16 protein-coding genes are annotated in these 21412 nt (G+C 44.9%); all 16 read right to left on the bottom strand.

The features are described from left to right. Positions 1 to 65 precede the first annotated feature (65 nt). The 16 genes from ACESTK_RS02965 to mfd all read right to left on the bottom strand — a co-directional run bounded on the left by ACESTK_RS02965 (position 66) and on the right by mfd (position 21386). A complete protein-coding gene (locus ACESTK_RS02965; protein ID WP_373118582.1) occupies positions 66 to 866 on the bottom strand; it encodes a TraX family protein in 801 nt (266 codons plus the stop codon). Next, positions 863 to 3340, bottom strand: coding sequence for a transglutaminase domain-containing protein (locus ACESTK_RS02970; protein ID WP_373118585.1), 2478 nt, complete (start codon positions 3338 to 3340; stop codon positions 863 to 865). The genes ACESTK_RS02965 and ACESTK_RS02970 overlap by 4 nt, the downstream gene beginning before the upstream one ends. 183 nt (positions 3341 to 3523) lie before the next feature. Then, complete coding sequence (locus tag ACESTK_RS02975) at positions 3524 to 3916, bottom strand: DUF6483 family protein (RefSeq protein ID WP_148461579.1); 393 nt, start codon at positions 3914 to 3916, stop codon at positions 3524 to 3526. A gap of 150 nt (positions 3917 to 4066) precedes the next feature. Beyond that, the gene (locus ACESTK_RS02980; protein ID WP_373118588.1) at positions 4067 to 4675 is read right to left on the bottom strand and encodes an AAA family ATPase; all 609 of its coding nucleotides are present in this window, start codon (positions 4673 to 4675) and stop codon (positions 4067 to 4069) included. Positions 4676 to 4843: 168 nt separating this feature from the next. Further along, positions 4844 to 6196, bottom strand: coding sequence for an SLC13 family permease (locus tag ACESTK_RS02985; protein WP_195699769.1), 1353 nt, complete (start codon positions 6194 to 6196; stop codon positions 4844 to 4846). A 217-nt stretch (positions 6197 to 6413) separates the two neighbouring features. Then, positions 6414 to 6815 (bottom strand): hypothetical protein, encoded by a 402-nt coding sequence (locus tag ACESTK_RS02990; protein ID WP_173719242.1) that lies wholly within the window; start codon positions 6813 to 6815, stop codon positions 6414 to 6416. A gap of 236 nt (positions 6816 to 7051) precedes the next feature. Further along, positions 7052 to 7975, bottom strand: coding sequence for a MetQ/NlpA family ABC transporter substrate-binding protein (locus ACESTK_RS02995; RefSeq protein ID WP_187565173.1), 924 nt, complete (start codon positions 7973 to 7975; stop codon positions 7052 to 7054). A gap of 63 nt (positions 7976 to 8038) precedes the next feature. After that, on the bottom strand, positions 8039 to 8698 hold the full coding sequence (locus ACESTK_RS03000) for a methionine ABC transporter permease (RefSeq protein WP_173715778.1): 660 nt from the start codon (positions 8696 to 8698) through the stop codon (positions 8039 to 8041). Positions 8699 to 8700: 2 nt separating this feature from the next. Next, a complete protein-coding gene (locus ACESTK_RS03005) occupies positions 8701 to 9720 on the bottom strand; it encodes a methionine ABC transporter ATP-binding protein (RefSeq protein WP_117849364.1) in 1020 nt (339 codons plus the stop codon). Between the two features lie 451 nt (positions 9721 to 10171). Then, entirely contained in the window at positions 10172 to 11083 is a 912-nt protein-coding gene (locus tag ACESTK_RS03010) for a LysR family transcriptional regulator (RefSeq protein WP_118583712.1), read from the bottom strand. Then, a complete protein-coding gene (locus ACESTK_RS03015) occupies positions 11080 to 12663 on the bottom strand; it encodes an AAA family ATPase (protein ID WP_226854510.1) in 1584 nt (527 codons plus the stop codon). Before ACESTK_RS03015 ends, ACESTK_RS03010 begins: the two co-directional genes overlap by 4 nt. 221 nt (positions 12664 to 12884) lie before the next feature. Continuing rightward, on the bottom strand, positions 12885 to 13568 hold the full coding sequence (locus ACESTK_RS03020) for a hypothetical protein (protein ID WP_373118594.1): 684 nt from the start codon (positions 13566 to 13568) through the stop codon (positions 12885 to 12887). A 328-nt stretch (positions 13569 to 13896) separates the two neighbouring features. Beyond that, complete coding sequence (locus ACESTK_RS03025) at positions 13897 to 15054, bottom strand: DUF4317 domain-containing protein (RefSeq protein WP_373118596.1); 1158 nt, start codon at positions 15052 to 15054, stop codon at positions 13897 to 13899. A gap of 179 nt (positions 15055 to 15233) precedes the next feature. After that, a complete protein-coding gene (locus ACESTK_RS03030) occupies positions 15234 to 16235 on the bottom strand; it encodes an asparaginase (RefSeq protein ID WP_118583704.1) in 1002 nt (333 codons plus the stop codon). 241 nt (positions 16236 to 16476) lie between these two features. Beyond that, entirely contained in the window at positions 16477 to 17811 is a 1335-nt protein-coding gene (locus ACESTK_RS03035; protein ID WP_204452431.1) for an FKBP-type peptidylprolyl isomerase, read from the bottom strand. Positions 17812 to 18047: 236 nt separating this feature from the next. Continuing rightward, on the bottom strand, positions 18048 to 21386 hold the full coding sequence (gene mfd / locus ACESTK_RS03040; protein WP_373118599.1) for a transcription-repair coupling factor: 3339 nt from the start codon (positions 21384 to 21386) through the stop codon (positions 18048 to 18050). Positions 21387 to 21412 lie beyond the last annotated feature (26 nt).

The following is a 21412-nucleotide window of genomic DNA, read 5'->3' on the forward strand; positions in this document are numbered from 1 at the left end:
GTTGCGCCGGCGAGTGAGCAATCACCATTGTCCGAATGCGTCCGCCTTGAACAACTTTCAACACACTAAATAGCAATTCTCAATATACCTAATATTAGCAAATGTGCCGGATAAAAAATGTAGAAGAACCACTTAGAAAAGGTTCGATGTTTTTCGGAGCGCTTCCCGTTGTAGAGATAGATGATGCAAAGTGCTGAGAGCAGAATTCCGGCGGTGGCGCCGAGGGACTGGATAACAGCCCTGGCAGGAGTGGTCTGCTCCATGTTTTCTACAAGGTTTAACAGACCAAAGAACAGCATTGCCTTTCTGAAAACCTTCCATAAAAGTTTTTTTCGTTCAGAATTCTGGCCGCCAGCCAGATGGCTTTTCTGATCAGCATTCCGGCCGCCGGCTGGCAGCATTTTCCCCTGTGCATCCCGGAGGCCACAGCTTGCGAACCAATAGGTGAAGATAGGGGCAAGAAAGGCCCAGTCGCTGTAGGCGGAGGCAAATACCAGGCCCAAGATGCAGAGTGTCTGCCGGGTTCCTAAAGGGATTTTTTCCATTGCATAGAGAATCAGGAAGCACAGGAAAAGAGTGAATAGCATGTTCATGCTTACGAAACTGATGGTTCCTTCTTCTGTAAATGCAAGACAGAAGGGGATTTCGGAAATCAGGGCAAACAGCAGAAGCCGTTTGCCGTATTTCTCTTTGGAGCGGGTGTAGCAGTAGCCTTCTACCAGGAAGTAGCACATGGTGATAGCGGTAAAATACCCCACGTCCACCATCACCTCAAAAAGGAAGGTACCTGGTTCCAGGAAAACGTTTGCAATATGGTTTAATAGCATGGTAAACATGGCTACGTATTTGATCTGATCCCGGTTCATGCCTTAAAAATCCTCACCAACATATCTGCCATACCCACGGAGTATCCAGCTGCTGCAAAGATACCCTGGCATTGGCCCTCGGTAATGGTCATAAGCGGCAGCTTCCCGGAATCTACGTACATGCGGCGGGCGGTCATTTCCTTGTCCTTGCCGAAATCGTGGAAGTACACCTGAATTTCAGGGAGCAGTTCCAGACATTTCACCAGAGTAGCATTCTTTAAAGATTCTTCGCTGCGAAGGATAAATATAATCTGTTTTTGTATTTTTTCATATTTTTCTTTCAATTCCATTATTTCATTAAGAATGTGCACAGTAGGCTCACGGTCTTCTTCCAGCCAGAAGAGGATGCCTCGTTCAGCTATGCCATTCTCACATTTGGCAGCGTCTCCGCTTATTTTTCCCGTCAATTTGGACACCAGCACCTGATTTCCAGCCCGATCGGTCAGCTTGGAATCCGGAATGGAATGACGGTTGAACATTTCCTCCAGACAATACTCCCGAAGCTCCAGTTCCACCCGCTTCGTCTCATCTTTTTCAATATGAAAATCGTATCTTTTTCCCAGAATGTTTCCATTTGGCAGACGGTTTCCAGTCAGGATCCGGTAATCTCCCGGCATAATATCCAATTCCAGTTTTCCAGCTTCCCACTTGCGGTCGCTGAAATCCAGGGTAAGGTATCCTCTTCCGTCTGTCACCGCAATGGTCCAGTTCTGGAAATAATTCCAGTCCCCTTTTTCCCCGGCGAAGACTGTAAGATGGGATTCCTTCCGGCTCTCTTCCAATACTGCTACAAACCTCATTCCATCCCAATATTCAATAGCTCCATCAGCAGGATTCAGACGTGCCGGGATTCCCAGAGTTCTGGCGATTGCCACGAAAAGCACCTTGTGGGATTTCTCTCCGGCAATTCCAAGCTCCAGTGCTGCACCAGGAGTGGTGTATGCAGTCAGGCGCTCTTTGTCATTGCGGACTGAAATGTTCTCTTCGATCCAGGTCCAGATGCTCTTGGGATCTGCTTCAAAGGCATCCCTCTGCCCCTTGTCAAAATAGCCCAGGATCTTCTTTCTCCACCTGGTAAGAACCTCATTTTCCACGCGGGGATTCCATACATATGGAATGTAAATCTCATCTGGATTAAATTCGCGATAAACCGAGGCCTCCTGATAATGGCCCTCCAGCACTTCTGGAAAAGCATCCCTTCTGTCTTTCTCAGACAAAACAGCCATCATAGGCTCCACTTCCTTCATGGTATGTCCAAAAAGGCAGCGCTTCCACAGCGGCTGGAATTTCTCGATCTTACGGCGGCAGTGTTCTGCCTCAGCGGCAATCCGGCGATTATTCTCTTCTTCCTGTTCTTGGGTAATATTCCAGCTTATTCTGCCGGTATCCTCCGGTGCATTCATGTCAAAATCCACCCAAAGCTCATCTTCATATTCCTCACCAAGAGTACAGGTAAAATGGTCGTCCTCTCTTGTGTCGATTACCTTTTCCCCGTAAGCACCATCATAAACAGCACAGATCAGCAGGCTTCCAAAACCGGTTTCAAAGGAAATACAGCCATTTTTGTCTGCTTCCATTATTGCAATCGGGGAAAATTCCCCATAGTTCATTACCTCAGCTCGTACTTTTGCCCCAGCTGCCGGAGTTCCATCCAGATCTTCCACTGTAATAGTGATCCACCTGGTTTTGGCATATTTACCAAGAAGATTAATGATCCGGTTCATTCCGTCTTTTCCGATCACTTTTTCGTCTGGCATAGCGCGGTCATACCATCTGGAGCCGATCATCATGGCCCTGGATGCTGCATTGGTAAACCAGCTCTTGTCCAGAACAGCTTCTGGCTCGCAAGCTCCCAGATAATGCCAGTCGCCATCGCACCAGACCTCTACCCAGGCGTGGTTGTCATCACAATGGGACCATCTTGGCACATACACCGGTCTTGCAGGGATTCCGGCGCTTCGCATTACATTTACCACAAAGACGGCTTCCTCACCACAGCGGCCTACACCGCTTCTGTAAATTTCCAGTGCGGAGCCGGTACGCATGTCCGTTCCCTGGTACATCACTTCTCCCGCACACCAGTGATTGATTTCCAGTGCAGCTTCCACCATGGTCTTCCCCTGGACCTTATCCTTTATTTTTTCCCAGAAATAGGTACGGCATGGTTTGATTTCTTCATCATTTGTCCGATGAAAAAGCACGTAATTCAGGAAATAAAGCTCTGGATAATTCTTTACATAAGGGGAATTTTCCCAGAGATAGATTCCCTGCTGCACATAATCCAGATAAGTGTCAAAGGTATAGTTTCCCACATCGCTGTAGGGCATATTGCTGTACAGATATTTCATTCCGATCACAATATCAGGACTTAGTGCTTCCATTCTCTTCTTTATTTCTTCCGCTTTTCCTGGCAGTTCCCTGGAAAAATCTTCAAAGTCTTTTTCTATCCGGTCTCTGTTTTTTTCAAGAAACATCTTATAATCTCCTCATCATTTTAAGCGTGATCACAATTTCACTCTAAACGGACATGCCGCCTGTCGGCGACATCTCCATATAGGAAAGTCAGCTGTTCCACGCCTATGGCGCTCCCACTTGGCAAAAATACTTTTGGGAGCAGACTTAATAAAATCGCAGTATTTCATATATCACAAAAGATTCTATTTTATATCAAGCATATTTATAATATTTCCATATCCTGCATCTTCTGCCAGCTGCTGGATCCCATCCCTTATTTCCTCCAGGGAATAGTTGTGCGCTTCCAGAAATTCATCCCCTTTGGATGCAGCATATTCGTAGAAAAACATAGCTTCTGCCAGAGCTTCTTTGTCAGCGTAATCGATCCGGTCAAGAAGTTCGTTCTCTGCCTCGTTGATCTCGCCTCTGTCCACCATGGTTTTCATATGGTGAAGCTTGTCTCCGGAAATCTGGTATTTGGATTCTACCGGCAATTCCACCTGGACATATTTTTTCCCAAGCATGACGCTGGCAAGGACACGGGCAATCTCTTTGATCATACGCATAATGTAGTCTTTTTCGTCATCAGTGAACATAAATTTTCCTCCTGGATAAATGAGAGTTCGTAGCTTTAGGGTAGCACCTTCCCAACATCAGAACTATTACTGACTGCGGTCACAAAAACCACAAAGGTTCCGCCCTGACACCTGTATGCGTCCTGGCAGAACCTTTTGTCATTAAGCTTATTATTTCATTTTTGATATCCTTTTGTCAATATAGGATGAAAGAAATTCAACGCTTCCCTCCACGCCAAGAGTGCTGCTGTTCAGACTCAGATCATAGACGTGCGGCTCAGACCATTTGGTCTTGCAGTGGCTGTCATGATATTTCTTTCTCTTTCTGTCTTTCTCTTTGATAAAGCGCTCAGCTTCTTTATCGCTTTTTCCATAAAGACGAGCTACACGGGCAATTTTCTGATCCATATCTCCAATAATGAAGATGGAAATCAGGCCCTCATAATCCTTCAGGATTGTCTCAGAGCAACGTCCTACAACTACAAAGGATTCTCCTTTTTCAGCCTTTTCCCGAAGAAAATTGAACTGCATCATAGCTACATTGTCTGCCGGAGAACTGCTCATTCCTTTCACTGTACGGTAAAGAAATTTGTTGTGCTTCATCTCATCAAAGATTTCCAGTTCTTCTGGATTTACGTTATGTCTGTCTGCCACCTCGCGTAAAAGATTGTGATCGTATAAGGAAAGTCCATAGCGCTTGGCGATTCGCTCTGCAATTTCATGACCTGCGCTTCCGAACTCTCGTCCAATGGAAATGATCACCTGTTTTTGTGTTTTCATGGTATCCTCCCTTCTAACCAGAGAAATCCGCCCTTGTTTCACGGATTTTTCCGGATAAAATGCCGTTAAAAGCGGGCAAGACCAACTGTCATTTATTCATAGCATGCCAGATCCCTGGCACTACCTTATCTCCGATAATTGACAGTTCTGCATTTCCCTCTTATGGCATTATAAATATCTTGCATAAATCATCAGCATGGAAACGAGGACAACCAGGATCGTGGCAGGTGCCATTGCCTTGCAGTATTTTCCCCATTTGATCATGTGACCGCTCTTGGCTGCTGTTGCGATACCGACTACGTTTGCAGAAGCTCCGATCGGGGTTGCGCTTCCACCGATGTCAGTACCCATTGCAAGAGCCCATGCCAGAATGGAAATATCAATTCCCTGTGCGGCTGCCAGACTGTCAATAACCGGGATCATGGTAGCTGCAAACGGAATATTATCAATAAATGCACTTGCGACAGCAGATACCCAGATAATAATGGCGATCATTACCTTCAGGTTGCCACCGCTGACCTTGCCAATAAATCCGGCCAGGATGGTAAGGATTCCAGTCTGCTCCAGACCACCAACAACTACGAAAAGTCCTACGAAGAACAGCAGTGTCTTGTAATCAACCTTTTTCAGAAGATCCAAAGCATCTTTTCCGGAAGTGATCAGTGTCACTGCTGCGATAAATACACCGATACAGGATACGGTAAGTCCTGTCTGGGAATGTGTTACCAGAAGGACAACAGCGCAGAGGAAGATCACACAGCTGATGGTGAAGCCCTTCTTGCTTACAATTGCTTCTTCCGGATCCGGCAAAGTAGACGGATCAATTTTTCCCGCATTTTCAGTAAGCTCTTTGCGGAAAATAAAGTAGAAATAGATCACAACCAGTACCAGTGCGACCACTGCGATCAAGCCTGTGTTTGTCACGAAATCCGCAAAGGAAAATCCAAGTGATGTTCCAATGATAATGTTCGGCGGATCTCCGCACATGGTTGCGGATCCACCAAGGTTGGCGCAGAAAATCTCTGCAAGGATCATTGGTACCGGATTAAATTTCAGCAGCTGTGACAGTTCTACGGTAACCGCTGCAAGGAACAGGATTACGGTGATACTATCGATAAACATAGCAAGTACAAAGGACAGGAGCATAAATGTGATAAAGATCGGGATGATCTGGTATTTAACCAGTTTCGCGATCTTCATACATAACCAGCGGAAAAATCCGGAGTTCGCCATACCTTCTACCATGATCATCATACCAGCGATGAACACGATAGTTTCCCAGTTGATTCCAGCAGAAGCTTCGCTTGCTTCACCTGCTGTGTGCCAGAATCCCGGTGAAAAAATACTATGTATGTTCAGTGTTTCAATAATCGCTGAGGGGCTGTGCATACAGATTCCGAATACAAGAATCAATGTAAGAAGCGCACATCCCAGCGTAACAATATGTCTTTCCCATACTTCTGTGATGATCAGAATGAACATCGCCAGGAAAATTACTACTGCAAAAATCTGTGCTATCATTTCTTTCCTCCATGACTGTCAAACCATGCCATCCAGATACCGACAGCAATGGCTGCAACAATCATTACTCCTATAAAAATATTAAGTAACATATAGTGCAATACCTCCAATCATATACGTTTGTTTACATGGAAAATAATTGCTCTCCACTGCAATGCTTTACTCATAATGAAAACAATTGCAACAATCAGCAATATGAAACAATGGTATATGATCTTCAGTGCTTCTGTCCGTCCTGATGATGGATGTAACAGATGATAAACCGTCTGCCGTCAGCATCATTTCTGGTCAGCAGATGTTTCTTTGCTTTATAAAATACGGTATTCGCCAGCAGAACTGCCAGCATGATGAGCACCACAATTTCCACGCCTGACCTGTGGCGAAGGCGCTGGTCCGCCTCCAGCCTTACAGACACCTGCCGAAGTCCTGTCAATTCTTCTGCACTTGTCTGGGTGCTTCTGGAAAGCTCTGGTGAAATCAAAGAAGCTGAGGCCGGTTTCAGATCGTAAACATGCATAATGCTCTTCGCTTCCATGCCTGCAAAAAGCACACACAAAACCGCAACTGCTACACTGAAAAACAGGCAGACAAACCGGTTCGCACATTCGTTTTTTTTCACTTGGCCTCACCTCGATACCTAAAAAATTCGTTTTTATAATAGCAGATTTTATAAGGTTTTTCAACTGTTTTTGCAGAGGGCTGCAGGTCACCCTTTTCCATAATTATGTGCTGTTCTATATATTGGACACTTCTTTTTTTTACAGGCAAAAATCGGACTGAAATGTATCTTTTCCAATGCATTTCAATCCGATTTATAATTACTCTCTTAATAAAATCCTGTTTAATTTTTACAGATTATTCAGCGTCTGTCTCCTCAGCTGCCTCGTCTGCTGTGTCAGCTTCTGCATCTGCGCTCTCGTCAGCATCTGCTGCTTCTGTGTCCTCAGCCTCTGCGTCATCGCTATCCTCGAATGGGATAACGGCTCCGTCATATTTCTCGTTGATGAAGTCTTTGATCTCGTCAGATTTTAATACATCTACAAGAGCTTTGATCTTGTCGCTGTTCTCGTTTCCTTCTTTTACTGCGATTACGTTTACATATGTTTTGGCAGCTTCGGAATCAGAGGTCTCATATGCAAGTGCATCTTTGGATACAGAATAACCAGCCTGAAGTGCATAGTTTCCGTTAAGGACAATGTAAGAAGTCTCTTCTGCAACACGTGCTACCTGCTCAGCTGCAAGCTCAACGATTTCTACGTTGTATGGGTTCTCCTCAATATCGTTTACAGTTGCCTCAAGGCCAGCACCGTCTTTCAGTTTGATAATTCCGTTGTCCTGGAGAAGAAGAAGTGCTCTTGCCTCGTTTGTGGTATCGTTCGGTACTGCGATTGTGTCGCCATCTGCGATATCATCAAGGCTGGATTTTGTTCCAGGATAAATTCCAAATGGTTCGTAGTGGATTCCGCCTGCATTTACAAGGTGAGTTCCTTTTTCCTCGTTGAAGCTGTTCAGATATGGAATGTGCTGGAAGTAGTTTGCATCGAAATCGCCGCTCTCTACAACTTCGTTTGGCTGTACATAATCATCAAATACCGTTACCTCAAGGTCGTATCCCTCTTCCTCAAGGATCGGTTTTGCTGCTTCAAGGATCTCGGAATGTGGTGTCTCGGATGCTGCTACTGTAATGGTTTTGTCATCATCTGCTGCGAAAACAACGGATGTTCCAACGGTTCCAAGTACTAATGCTCCTGTGAGTGCTGCTGCGATTAATTTTTTCATAATAAAGTTCCTCCTCTTTTTTTAAAAATATATTTAGTTTCTACATTACAATCATTTTTTGACTTATTTTCTTTTATCCAGCTTGTTGGCGATCAACATACCAATAGTCTGGAAAATCTGTACCAGTACTACCAGAAGGATAACTGTCACCAGCATAATGTCTGTCTGCCAGCGGTTGTATCCGTAACGGACTGCAATGTCTCCAAGTCCGCCTCCTCCTACAGTTCCTGCCATTGCGGAGTAACCAAGGATAGTTCCTGTTACAATGGTAGCTCCTGAGATCAGGGATGTTCTTGCTTCTACCAGCATTACCCTAAATACGATCTGAAGGTTGCTTGCTCCCATGGATCTTGCAGCCTCGATAACTCCCGGGTCTACCTCATTTAAGGAAGACTCTACCATTCGTCCGATAAAAGGGATTGCCGCAATGGTAAGGGGTACGATGGTGGCTGTGGTTCCATAGCTTTTTCCTACCAGAAATCTGGTGAATGGAATGAGCAGGATCAACAGGATCAGGAATGGGATGCTTCGGAAAATATTTGCGATCACATCCAGGATCTTATATAGTACTGCATTTGGCCGCAAGCCTTCTTTGTCGGATACTTTCAGCAGGATTCCAAGGGGCATTCCAAATACATATCCGAAGAAGGTGGAAAACAGGGTCATGTATAATGTTTCCCCTACACCTGCGATTATCATATCGGTTACTTGTTTCGTCCACATAATCAGTTCGCCTCCCCTATCTCAAGTCCACGTTCTGTAAGGAATTTCTTCATCTCCGGTACATTGGTGCTGTCACTCATGAACTGGAGGATCATTTCTCCTTTGGCTACACCGCCTACGTTTTTGGTGTTTGCCTTCAGAATGTTTACAGGTTCGTGGAAGGTTAATATAAGGTTTGCGATTACTGGTTCGAATGCGGAGTTCTCAGAGAATACGATTCGAACGATTTCGCCGTCCTGGATTTCGGACTGGGTAAGCTTTTTGCTTTCTACGTCGTTTCCAGAGTCCTTGCTGATCAGTTCTTTGGCAACCTGTGATTTCGGGTGGCTGAAGATTTCTTCTACAAGGCCTTGTTCTTTTACTTCACCGTCTTTCATAATTGCCACATGAGTACAAATCTCACGGACAACTGACATCTGGTGGGTAATGATCACGATGGTGATTCCAAATTTCTGGTTGATGTCCTGCAAAAGTTCAAGTATGGAGGATGTGGTCTGGGGATCCAGGGCGCTTGTGGCTTCGTCGCAAAGTAAGATCTGCGGATCGGAGGCCAGGGCTCTGGCGATTGCCACTCTTTGTTTCTGTCCACCGGAGAGCTGTGCGGGATAGGCTTTCGCTCTGTCTGCCAGTCCTACGATTTCCAGAAGCTCCAGGGCTTTTGCTCTTGCTTCGGCTTTTTTCTTCCCCTGAATGTACAGTGGGAAGCAGACGTTTTCCAGTACGTTTTTCTGCATGAGCAGGTTGAAATGCTGGAAAATCATTCCTATTTTCTCTCGCTCTTTGCGGAGTTCTTTGGGGGAAAATTCGCTGAGGGATTTTCCGTCTATCAAAACTTTTCCTTCGGATGGTACTTCAAGAAAGTTCATACATCGTACCAGGGTACTTTTTCCTGCACCGGACATTCCGATGATTCCGTAGATATCTCCGGTTTCAATGGAGAGACTTACGTGGTTCAGGGCTTGTACGGAACCGTCTTTGGTTTCGAAGGTTTTGCTCACATCTTGGATTAATATTGAAGACATGTCTTTCCTCTTTCCTTTAAGTGGTGTTTCATCGTCGATATGGTTACTATAACACAATTGGAGTAAAAGTGTTAATTCATAAAAGTTAGGGCTAGTTATAGGGTAAAGCTATAGCTAAAGTGGACGCCAGCGGGGGAGGGATAAATCACGCTCGCCGTCGCAACGTTCTGGTGAGCTAATGACTAACTGCGACTAATGCGCTCGGGAGAGCCCTCTCGCATAAGTCTCCGTAAGTCATGGATCTCACCGCCACTAAGGGCGCTCCTTAAATGGCTCGCTTAGATTTATCCCTCCCCCACTGGCTGTGTACTGGGTGTTGGGCAGTTGAGCGCAGCGGACGTTTGGGCGGGAAGGCGCTGCGCTGTTTCCGCCCAAACTGAAAGTGGGGGGGGTGTAGTGGGTGGTTAGGTTCAGCTTTAGTTCCAAATGGAAGTTTATGTAAGTGTGTGGATTATCGTAATGCTTTGTCTTTGTATTTGGCAATTTCTTCCAGGTACTTCTGTCCTAACTTACTGATCGTGGTGCCTTTTCTTGCAAGGTAGCCGATGGTCATGACCTCGTCGGAGTCAAGCTTTACGGCGCAGTAGTCGGAGCCGTTTAGTTCTTCGCAGATGATTCCGGAGCAGAGGGTGTAGCCGTTGAGGCCTACCATCAGGTTCAGGAGGGTGGCGCGGTCGTTGGCTTTGATAAGGCGTTTGTATTCGTAGGTGCTCAGGACTTCTTCGGCGAAGTAGAAGGAGTTGTAGGTGCCTTGCTCGAAGGAGAGGCAGGGGTACTCGCGAAGGTCTTCCAGGGTGATCAGGTCGCGGTCGGCAAGGGGATGGCCTTTCCACATGTAGACATAGATGCTGCATTCCAGAATTGGGTGGAATTCCAAATTGAACTCGTGGAAAAGTTTCTCAAGGACTTTGTGGTTAAAGTCGTTCAGGTAAAGGATGCCGATCTCGCTTTTGAAGTCTTTTACGTCGGTGATGATGTCGTAGGTGCGGGTTTCGTGGACGGCGAATTCGTATTCGTCCATTCCGAACTGCTTCACCATTTCCACGAAAGCATTTACTGCGAAGGTGTAGTGCTGCATGGAAACACTGAATTTCTTCTTGGTATGTTCCTTGGAAACGTATTTGGATTCGATCAGCTCGTACTGCTCTACCACCTGGCGGGCGTAGCCTAAGAATTCCTCGCCTTCAGGGGTTACGGAAATTCCACGGTTGGTCCTGCGAAAAAGCTCCACTCCGATTTCCTCCTCCAGTTCACGGATTGCTGAGGACAAACTGGGCTGTGATATAAAAAGATTCCGGGCAGCTTCATTCATAGAATTGGAATTCGCCACCGTAATCGCGTAACGAAGTTGTGCCAGAGTCATATGGATTCCTCTTTTCTGTATTGTTCTATTTTACAGGTATGCACCTGTGTTTTCTTATCATAATTAATTCCGACTAACAGCAAGTTTCCCTTGTATTCTTCCAGACTGCGACAGTATTCTTTCTCCTTAATTTGCTGGATTGCACCTTCTGCGTTTTTATCCCATTTTAATTCAACTACCAATGCTGGTTTATCTAAGAAGCGCTTTCTTGGAACATAAACAATATCTGCAAAGCCTTTTCCCCCTGAGAGTTCCCGGTGTACTGTGTAAAAATTACGTGCTGCATAAAGTGCAAGCGAAATGGTATAGCTAAGCGCATTTTCGTCATTATATTGGAGATGAGATGTTTCAAAGTGCGCCTGCCTAATGCCCTCTGCGACCTGCTCTTCTCTTCCCTGCCATATGGCTTGCAATGTATCTGCTGAATTTTTTAATGCTTTAGAAACTTCACCCCAATCAGACACAGCAATAGCGCTTACATATTCGGAACGAATCTCCTCATTTGGAATAAAAACTGTTTTATCTGCATAACGATACCCCAGATAGCCCAAGTGAATCAACAGTGTAAGTACATCATCCTCTGTTCTGAAAGTTGTCATATCATTTGTAAAGCTTCTGGTGTTCACTGGTACTGTTTCTCCGGCAATCATACTTAATATATCATCCCGGAGTCCTTCAAAATTCATATCAATATAAATCTGCAATGCCTCAAAAGTCTCTGTCTGATTCCAATAATTTCCCAGTTTTCCAAGGCGCATGCAGCTCACAACCGACTTCGGGCTGTATACAGCTTCTACTTCTTCAAAAGAATAACCATCATACCAGTTTTTGATCTCATTAATATCCATCTGATACTTCTGGCAAAGTGCTTCTACTTCTTTTTCTGTAAAACCTACATATTCAGCCAAGGGGCCCGGATCAATCATTGAAAATTCATCGAACATATTCAGTGCACTGTGGGTTCCGTATTTCTTTATTGGCAAAATTCCCGTCATATAGGCAAGATAAATGTATTCTTTATCCTTAAGCAGATCACGCAGAAAATCAAGGTAAATCTCCTGCGCAGCCTTATCATGTTTGAACTCCCGGAAAATACAATCCCACTCGTCAATAATAACTATAAAAGGGCACTCACTTTCTGCAAAAATATCCTGCATAGTTTCCGCCAGATCATTTTCGTCATATAATTCCACATCAGGGTACTGTTTCTTCAATTCGCGGATTACTTTGCCTTCTACTCTCTCCAACAATTCCTTCACATTTGAACTTCTGCTCAAAAATTCCTGCATGTTCAGAAAAATGGTATCGTATTTATTCAAATGTTCCTCAAAGCTTTCATCCTTGGCAATTTCCAAACCGGAAAAGAGTTCTCTGGAATCACAGCCCTTACTGTAATAAGCCGTAAGCATATCTGCTGCCATAGACTTTCCAAAACGCCTTGGTCTGCTGACACATACACAGGACTGCAGCGTATCGACAATACTATTTGTATATTTTATTAATCCTGTTTTATCCACGTAAATATCCGAATTCACCGCTCTTTTGAATTTATTATTCCCCGGATTCAGGTAGATTCCCATAAGACAGCCATCCTTTCTGCGATTTTGCGTTACCAATAAACAATAACAATTTTCTTCTATATTAACACAGCACTGCGATTTATTCCACTGAGGATTTTTGCCAGTCTTTAATACGAAAAAAGGGTGTATGACTAAAAAAGCCAAACACCACATTTCCATAGCCCGAGAATGGTACACAGCCTGACACCTTTTTGAAAAAGCTTTCAGCCGCATCCCTCCTCTTATTCTGTATAACTATTCCCATTCTCATCCGTCCAGGTTCCGTCGCCGTTGTCAATATAACCAGTACCATTATCATCCATATAGTAATAATCTCCATTAGTTGTTTCTGTAACTGTCACACCGTTTCCATTGGCATCTTGTAATACATGCTGCTCTAACTCGGCACCAAAATAATGGGTACTGTCATTTAAGGACTGGTAGGTCTTTCCATTTTCATCTGTAAAATAAACATCGTCATCGGTGCTGTATTCCATACCGCCAGCATCTACATATTCGCAGTCATAATTTTTGTAAATTGTTCTTTCTACAGAAACTGTATTTCCATCACTATCATACAGGGTGATTGTTGTGGTGGAAAGAATATCGGATGTAGCATCTGTTGTGGCAGTTGTGGTATTACTTGTCGTACCAGCTGTGGCATTACCTGCTGTACTGGCTGTAGTATTACCTGCTGTGCTATTTGCGGTATTACCTGCTGCACCACTTGCAGTATTACCTGCCGTACCAATGGAACTTACAGTATTTGATCCCTTCGTGGATGAAGAAGCCTTTTTATTTGAAGATACTATATTTGCAGCAGAATCAGAGGCAGAATTTCCGGTATTTTCTAAAGTTCCAGCTGAACAACCACTTAATGTCACCGCCGCCATAAGTGCTATCATTTTAACCAGTTTCATTTTCATAGTAAAATCCCCTTTCATTTTCTACTTTTGTAGAAGTTGGTTATATACTACATCTGTAGAAATTAAATGTCAATCACTTTTTCTACAATCGTAGAATTATTTAGGTTTTACTTCTGATATTCTTAATTCCAGATTACGCCCCAAAATCATTCCCATAATTTGCATGCCCCCATTATGAAACCCTCATCCAGGCAAAAACCGGAAGGATGCAACTCGCCAAGAATTGCATCCTTCCGGTTTTAAAACTATTTGTTTTACAACTATTTCTTTTACAACAAGCCTTTTATATTTCATATTCGGCAAAAAAATTTTATCACAACCAAGAATATTACTCAAACTCTTCCTCGGATTCCTCACTGCTCTCCCCGCCCATCCGCACACGGATTCCGTTGATCTCTACGTCTTCCATAGGAATCACCAGACACTTGCGGCCGTCAATGATCTTGGTCTCCACCAGTTCCACTTTATCTGGTTCAACATGGATCACTACATCCGGAGTTTTGATCTCGAATTTACGGGTATTGGTAATATTAGAGGCTACCATGGTGGCTTTTTCACCGGCTACCGCCTCATACTGGTTATCAAAAGTTTCCAGTTTCTCGTCTTCTACACCGCAGTCCTCAAAGAGACGTTTCACCTCAGACTGAGTGAGCACAACCGGGTCTGGGGAATCTTTCTGTGCTTCAATGATCTCGTTCAATTTCTCATGGATTCCAATAACGGTGTCATACTGACAGTCGTCACCAAGGGTTTCCTCAACCAGCATGTTGAAAGAATCACGCTGTCCGCCTGCGGAAAGCGGTGCTGTACATCCAAACACTTCGTCCACGAAAATGTCATGAAGCTGCTCTGCATTCTTAGAATAGTAGAGCATGCCGTGGATGTCTGTGCTTCTGTCATTAAATAACGGGAAAAGGAAGCCGTTCTCTGGCATTTCCACGATCCAGTCACGGATACGGTCCTGGATCAGATTTGCCTCCGCATTGTAGCAAAGACCTGCTTTAGACAGCTTCACTGGACAGATACTGCAAAGAAGGTGCTCATAAATCTCTTCAGAAGCATCATCCATATCGATTCCATCTGAAGTTCTTCCCGGGATATCGTACACAGCGTGTACCAGGATTATGTAGTAATTTTCCGGATAATCGTAATTTTCAATAATTTTGTCATAAAAGCTCTCGATTAAAGCGTCATCCTTCAGTTTACTGGCGCGGAGCTTCATGAGAAATTCGTGTTTGCCGCCCTCTTTTTCCTCTGCCAGTGGGAATTCCATATTCATCAAGTTCTTTCCAAGAGTACCAGAAAGGGTTTTCTTGAATATTTCAAAATATTTGAACATTTCTTCCTCCGAAAGGGAAAGGAATGCTTCTTTCAGTTCTGTTTTTTTATTCTTTTCAGCATCCACATAGCATCCACAAATTCTGGTAATGTTGCAGTTGGCTGGTGTCAGCTGTTTCTTGATTTCAGAAATTTCTTTTTTGTTCATTTATATATGTCCTCCAGTATTCCAGAAAATATGTTTTCAAAACCGATATCCCATCTCTGATATGAATTTGAGTCTGTTGCCTTGCTCTCCATTCATAAAGATTCTCTGAAAGTATTATCAGCTCTATGATTTCAGCTTTTTTATTTTAGCTTAACACTCCAGAAAATTTCAAGACTTACTTACAGAAACAATAAATCATGATTAATGGTCGTATAAAATAACTCCTTAAACTTCTCCATATCCCGTGTCTGTCCCAGCGCCCACATCATTTTCGTCACAGACGCCTCCAGCGTCATATCATAAGACTCCAGCACCGGGAACCGTTCCTTGATGACTTTTCCAACCTGGTAAACTTCCATGTCACTTCCCTCATGGGTAACCTGGGTCGCCATACACACAGGCTTGCCAGCTTCAATCCAATGCGCGATCGCATCTATAAAATTATCATTTTCGTAATGAGGCAGACCGCCTACACCGAAGGATTCAATGATCAGTCCGGAATAAGATGGAAAAAGAGCATCCAATACTTTCCCGTCAATCCCTGGAATCAGTTTGAGCAGAAAAATCTTCTGATTCATCTCATGATAAAACACCAGTGGCTTGGTGGACTGGTCTTTGTCATCAATATAAAAAATGATCTTCTGATCGTGAATGGATGCAATATCCGGATAATTAATGCTGGAAAAGGCATTGTAGCTTTTGGAAAATTCCTTCTTTGCTCTGGTTCCTGCGATCACTTTTCCCCCAAACACAATGGAAATTCCATGAGCGCGGTCGTGAGAGGCAAAGCGGAGACTGTCCAGAAGATTGGAACGTGCATCTGTAATTGCCAGGTCAATAGGTTTCTGTGCACCGGTAATCACGATAGGTCTGCGGTTATTCTGGATCAGATAAGACAAAGCAGCAGCCGTATATGCCATAGTGTCCGTTCCATGGCAAAGCACAAAGCCATCATAAAATTCATATTTGGATTCGATCAGTCTGGCCAGCTTCAGCCAATGGTCTGCGCACACATTGGTACTGTCCAGGGCAAAAGGCTGAACGGTATCAATGGTGCAGAATTCCCGGGCTTCAGGAATATATTCCAACAGCTCATCTGCAGAAATCTGCGGTGCCAGCCCCTCTGCTGTATATTTGGAAGCAATGGTCCCCCCGGTTGCAATAAGAAGTATCTTTTTCATGTTGTCCCCCTGTGTAATTGTTATCCACATGTTCAATCTGCTGTACCTGCATTTTCTCAAACCTTACTTTGTAGCGAAAAGCTTTTTTTCATAAGTATTTTACTTTGTATAGACAAAGGGCCCGCCCGAATCACCCCAGGCAGGCTCTTTTATCATTTTCTCCACTTTATATAATCTCAATTCTTTCAGAAAACATTTTGCAATACATACGATATAACAAGTTTCGGTCTTTATCTCACTTTTAGTTCTCCTCAGTTGTCTCTTCTGCAGTATCCTCTGCGTTCTCCTCAGAATCAGCGCTCTCGCTGCTGTCCTCGGCCTTGCTGTCTGCACTGTTCGCTTCTGCAGTCTCGTCTGTACTGTCAGCGCTGTCTGTAGTATCAGCTTCCTCTGCGCTGTCGCTCTTTGCAGCATCTGTCTCGGCAGTATCAGCATCATCGCTCTCATCTGCTGCCTCGACATCCTCAGAAGTAGTATCCTCAGTAGCATCTGTTGTATCTGCTGCTGCATCTTCACTTGTATCCGCTGTAGTCTCTTTAATTGTGAAACTGTGCTCATCTGTAATTGTCAAAGTAGAAAGCACCTTATCATTTACAGTAATATCAGCATCATCCAGCCATTTCTGAGTTGTCTCGGAATAGTATTCGCTGCGCTTGGTGTTCTCAAGGGACTCTTTCTTGGAAGCGGTTGCATCCTCGTCATTTACTTTGTCCATCCGAAGCACGTATACGCTGCTATCAGTCTCAACCAGCTCGCCGTAAACTTCGCCGTCCTTCAGAGTTCTCAGCGCTTCTACAACAGCGTCATCATAAGAATTGGAAATATCCTCATCATCACTGTCATTTGTGAAAATAGTTCCGGTCAGTCCGCTGTAAGTATCATCAACAGCCTTGGCTGTCTCGCCCATGTCTGCTGTCGGATCCTCTTTCATCTTATCCAGGATCTCCTGTGCCTGCTCCTTGCGGGTAGCAATATCATCATCGGTAAGGTCATCTCCACTGATGGAAATACTTACATAGCTGAAAGAAGACTGCTGTGCCTCCTCATCCGTTATGTTAACCTCAGCCTCATTGCGGATCGGATCGTAAATTCTCTGACGGTAAGTCTCAAGCTCCAGAAGAGTCTTAACCTGGTCTTCGGAAACAGCAAGCTCCTTCAGAGTGTCCTCGTCATTGTCCTGCATAAACTGTGCTGCTGCATCTGCAATAGCAGTCTCATCATCAGAAGTAACCTCAACACCGTAATCAGCTGCCTTCTCCTTCATGATGTACATCAGCTCAACCTGCTCCAGGAACTGTCCTACAGCCTGCTCACCGTATGTAGTACCAGCATCCTCATCTACTACCTGGCTCCAGATATTTCCTGCACTTCCCATAAAGCTCTTATACATAGCAACCGTCTGTGCCTGTGACTCACGTGCATACAGACTTACAACACCCATAGGAATGTCTGTGCCATCTACAGTTGCAACAGTCTTCTCTCCATCTATAGACTTACTTCCACATCCGGAAAGCATTCCAATTGCCATTACGCCACTTAATGCCACTACGGTTGTGTTCTTCACGATTTTCTTCATATTGATCACCAATTACCCTTTCACTGATGTGCCGCTTAGTCACCACGCACAGCCAGCATGATTTCCCAATGCGGACACGCTAATAAGAGTATAAAACTTTTTTCCCATGAGGGCAAGTAGAAAGGGGAAAATCTGATAGAATTCACACAATTTTCGCGAATTTCCATCGGATCTTTCCCACCCAGAGACTACTTTAAATCAAAATATCCGAAAGCATTCAACAGCCCAGCCGTCTACTACTTTTCGCTCTTTCCTTCCTCTTCCACCAATTCCATCAGTTCCTTTGCAAACACCGTCAGCGCCTGCACAATATCCCCCACTGGTGCAAACAGGAACTTCGGCTCTTTATCCGGTTTAAACTGCAGCTGTCTGCGGTACTTGGCAACCAGCGGCGGAATTCCTTCCGGGTTCAGATGTGCATTTTCGTAAAGGGTGATCCTGATCTCACGCTGCATCTGCTTGATTTCCGTAATGTAGCCCTGATGTGCCAGTGCTTTCAGTCTTGCAATAGCTAGCAGATTCAGCACTGCTTTCGGCGGCTCCCCAAACCGGTCGATCAGTTCTTCCAGCATATCATCATACTCCTGCTGGGACTCAATCCCTGCAATGCGCTTATAAATATCCAGCTTCTGGAATTCATTGCTGATGTAGGTGTCCGGAATAAAAGCATCCATATTCAGATCAATGGTAGTCTCGAAGTCTTCCATAGTATGAATACCCTTTGCCTCTTTGACCGCCTCGCTAAGCATTTTACAGTAAAGATCATAGCCCACTGCGTTCATATGCCCATGCTGCTGTGCTCCCAGCAGATTTCCCGCGCCACGAAGCTCCAGGTCACGCATGGCGATCTTGAATCCACTTCCCAAATCTGTAAACTCACGGATAGCAGAAAGTCGTTTTTCCGCCACCTCCCGAAGCATGGTGTTCCTTCGGTACATCAGAAACGCATACGCCGTCCTGTTGGAACGTCCGATCCTGCCTCGCAGCTGATAAAGCTGGGAAAGTCCGTACTTGTCAGAATCATGGATGATCATGGTATTCACATTGGAAATATCCAGTCCTGTCTCGATAATAGTAGTGGAAACCAGCACATCAATGTCCCCATTGATAAAATCGTACATAACCCGTTCCAGTTCTCTCTCGCTCATCTGTCCATGGGCAAAATCCACCCTTGCGTCCGGCACCAGTTTGGAAATCCGCAGGGCAACCTCATCAATATCTGTAACCCGGTTATAAACATAATAAACCTGGCCGCCTCTTCGCAGCTCTCTTCCGATAGCTTCCCTGACAGTCTCCTCATCATACTCCATTACATAAGTCTGGATCGGCATACGATCCATAGGCGGCTCCTCCAGCACACTCATGTCACGGATTCCGATCATACTCATATGAAGGGTTCGTGGAATGGGAGTCGCAGTCAGAGTCAGAACATCAATATCCTTTTTCAGCTGCTTGATTTTCTCCTTGTGGGTAACACCGAAACGCTGTTCCTCGTCAACGATCAGAAGCCCCAGATTCTTATACTCCACATCCTTAGAAAGAACTCTGTGAGTACCGATCACAATGTCTACCTGTCCTTTTTTCAGATCCTGCAAAGTCTTTTTCTGCTGGGCAGGTGTACGGAATCGGCAAAGCAGATCCACGCGCACCGGAAACTCCTTCATTCTCTGGACAAAGGTGTTGTACACCTGCTGCGCCAGAATGGTAGTTGGTGCAAGGTAAACAACCTGCCGGCTCTCCTGCACCTCTTTAAACGCTGCGCGAAGAGCAACCTCCGTCTTACCATATCCAACATCTCCGCACACCAGACGATCCATGATCTTGGTGCTCTCCATATCCCGCTTGGTATCCTCAATGGCGTTCAGCTGATCCTCTGTCTCCTCATATGGGAACATTTCCTCAAATTCCTTTTGCCACACTGTATCCGGGCCACACACATACCCCTCTTTTTCCTGACGCACAGCGTAAAGCTCCACCAGCTCTTTGGCGATATTTTTGACAGCGCCCTTTACCTTGGACTTCGTGCGATTCCACTCCTGGGTTCCCAGCTTGTTCAGCTTCGGTGCCCTGGCTGTATCTGCGCCGGAATATTTCTGCAGCGCATCCAGCTGCGTCGCCAGAATATACAGATTGCTTCCGTCACGGTATTCAATCTTGATATAGTCTTTTAAGACCTTATCTACTTCAACTTTTTCAATTCCACGGTAAATTCCCAGTCCATGCTTTTCATGGACCACATAATCCCCGATAGACAGCTCTGCAAAATCCTGGATCCGCTTGCCGTTGTAGACTTTTTTCTTTTTCTTTTTTTTCTGCTCCTGACCGAAAATATCGGACTCTGTGATCACCGCAAATTTGATCAGTGGATACTCAAAGCCTTTCCGGGCGTGTCCATAGAGGACCATAATTTCCCCTGGATTGATCACACGATCATAATCTGAACCGTAAAAAGCATTCAGCTCATGCTCCTGCAAATCCTTCGCCAGACGCTCCGCCCTTGTCCTGGAACCGGAAAGCAAGGCAATCTGGTAGCCTTTTTTCTTATACTTTTTCAGATCCTCCACCAGAAGCTCAAAGCTGCTGTTATAAGAAGTTACACTCTGCACCGTCAGATTGTATTTCTCCGAGGCAAAATTCCACTCCACGCCTCTTGGCTCCAATGCCGACAACGACACTGCACGAAGTTTATTCAGTTCTTTCTGAACCTTGGAAAATTCACAAAGCCACTGAACCGGAAGGTTCTTTTCCCCTTTTTCTTCGCGATGTGTGCGGCTGGCGGCATACTCTTCCTCCACGCCCAGTCCGTTTTCCAGAATACGGTTGGGTTCATCCAGAAACAGAAGCATTTTTTCTTTGGGAAAATAATCCACAAAAGATACCATCTTTTTGCCATCATTCCACTCCACAGCCGGATAAATGGCAATCTCATCCAGATTTTCAAGAGAGCGCTGGCTCTCTGCGTCAAAGCTTCGGATAGAATCCACTTCATCTCCCCATAGCTCAATTCTCCATGGATTCTCTTCTGTAAGGGAATAAATATCTACTATACCACCGCGCACAGAAAACTGTCCCGGCATTTCCACCTGTCCTACGCGTTCATATCCAAGCTGCACAAGGGTATTTTTCAGCACATCCATGTTGATCACGCTGTCAGAATAGAAATGAAGCACCTTTTTCCCAATTTCTTCCAGAGGCATCAGATAATCCATACAGCCGTCAATGCTGGTAACCACCGTCAGTTCCTTCTGCTCCAGAAGTGCCTTTACCACACACATTCTCTGGCGGATCAACAGATTTCCCTGAATATCTGCCTGGAAAAAGAGAAGATCCTTCGCCGGGTAAAACATGGTATTTTTGTCATAAAAGCGCAAGTCCTCGAAGATTTCCTTAGCCTGGCGCTCATCTCCTGCGATCACAAGGCGCATAGGTGTTTTGCCGGAAAGCCCATGGATCAGATGTGCCTTCTGGGATTCCAGGCAGCCTGTGATCTGCACAATGCCCTGATTTTTCTCAAGGCTTTTCTCTATTTCTTCAAATTCTGCCATCCCCTTCAGGGGCTGGGTAAATGAAAGCATGGCTTTCCTCCTTTTCTCAAAAGCCT

The sequence above is a fragment of the Ruminococcus sp. Marseille-P328 genome (assembly GCF_964249465.1).
GTDB lineage: Bacteria > Bacillota > Clostridia > Lachnospirales > Lachnospiraceae > Blautia_A > Blautia_A faecis.

Coding starts and splice junctions, on each gene's coding strand:
- ACESTK_RS03010 (WP_118583712.1), bottom strand. CDS start 11,083: ATGACTCTGGCACAACTTCGTTACGCGATTACGGTGGCGAATTCCAAT.
- ACESTK_RS02970 (WP_373118585.1), bottom strand. CDS start 3,340: ATGTTTCTTGAAAAAAACAGAGACCGGATAGAAAAAGACTTTGAAGAT.
- ACESTK_RS03015 (WP_226854510.1), bottom strand. CDS start 12,663: ATGGGAATCTACCTGAATCCGGGGAATAATAAATTCAAAAGAGCGGTG.
- ACESTK_RS03005 (WP_117849364.1), bottom strand. CDS start 9,720: ATGTCTTCAATATTAATCCAAGATGTGAGCAAAACCTTCGAAACCAAA.
- ACESTK_RS03035 (WP_204452431.1), bottom strand. CDS start 17,811: ATGAAGAAAATCGTGAAGAACACAACCGTAGTGGCATTAAGTGGCGTA.
- ACESTK_RS03020 (WP_373118594.1), bottom strand. CDS start 13,568: ATGAAAATGAAACTGGTTAAAATGATAGCACTTATGGCGGCGGTGACA.
- ACESTK_RS02985 (WP_195699769.1), bottom strand. CDS start 6,196: ATGATAGCACAGATTTTTGCAGTAGTAATTTTCCTGGCGATGTTCATT.
- ACESTK_RS02975 (WP_148461579.1), bottom strand. CDS start 3,916: ATGTTCACTGATGACGAAAAAGACTACATTATGCGTATGATCAAAGAG.
- ACESTK_RS02995 (WP_187565173.1), bottom strand. CDS start 7,975: ATGAAAAAATTAATCGCAGCAGCACTCACAGGAGCATTAGTACTTGGA.
- ACESTK_RS03025 (WP_373118596.1), bottom strand. CDS start 15,054: ATGAACAAAAAAGAAATTTCTGAAATCAAGAAACAGCTGACACCAGCC.
- ACESTK_RS02980 (WP_373118588.1), bottom strand. CDS start 4,675: ATGAAAACACAAAAACAGGTGATCATTTCCATTGGACGAGAGTTCGGA.
- ACESTK_RS03030 (WP_118583704.1), bottom strand. CDS start 16,235: ATGAAAAAGATACTTCTTATTGCAACCGGGGGGACCATTGCTTCCAAA.
- ACESTK_RS03000 (WP_173715778.1), bottom strand. CDS start 8,698: ATGTGGACGAAACAAGTAACCGATATGATAATCGCAGGTGTAGGGGAA.
- mfd (WP_373118599.1), bottom strand. CDS start 21,386: ATGCTTTCATTTACCCAGCCCCTGAAGGGGATGGCAGAATTTGAAGAA.
- ACESTK_RS02965 (WP_373118582.1), bottom strand. CDS start 866: ATGAACCGGGATCAGATCAAATACGTAGCCATGTTTACCATGCTATTA.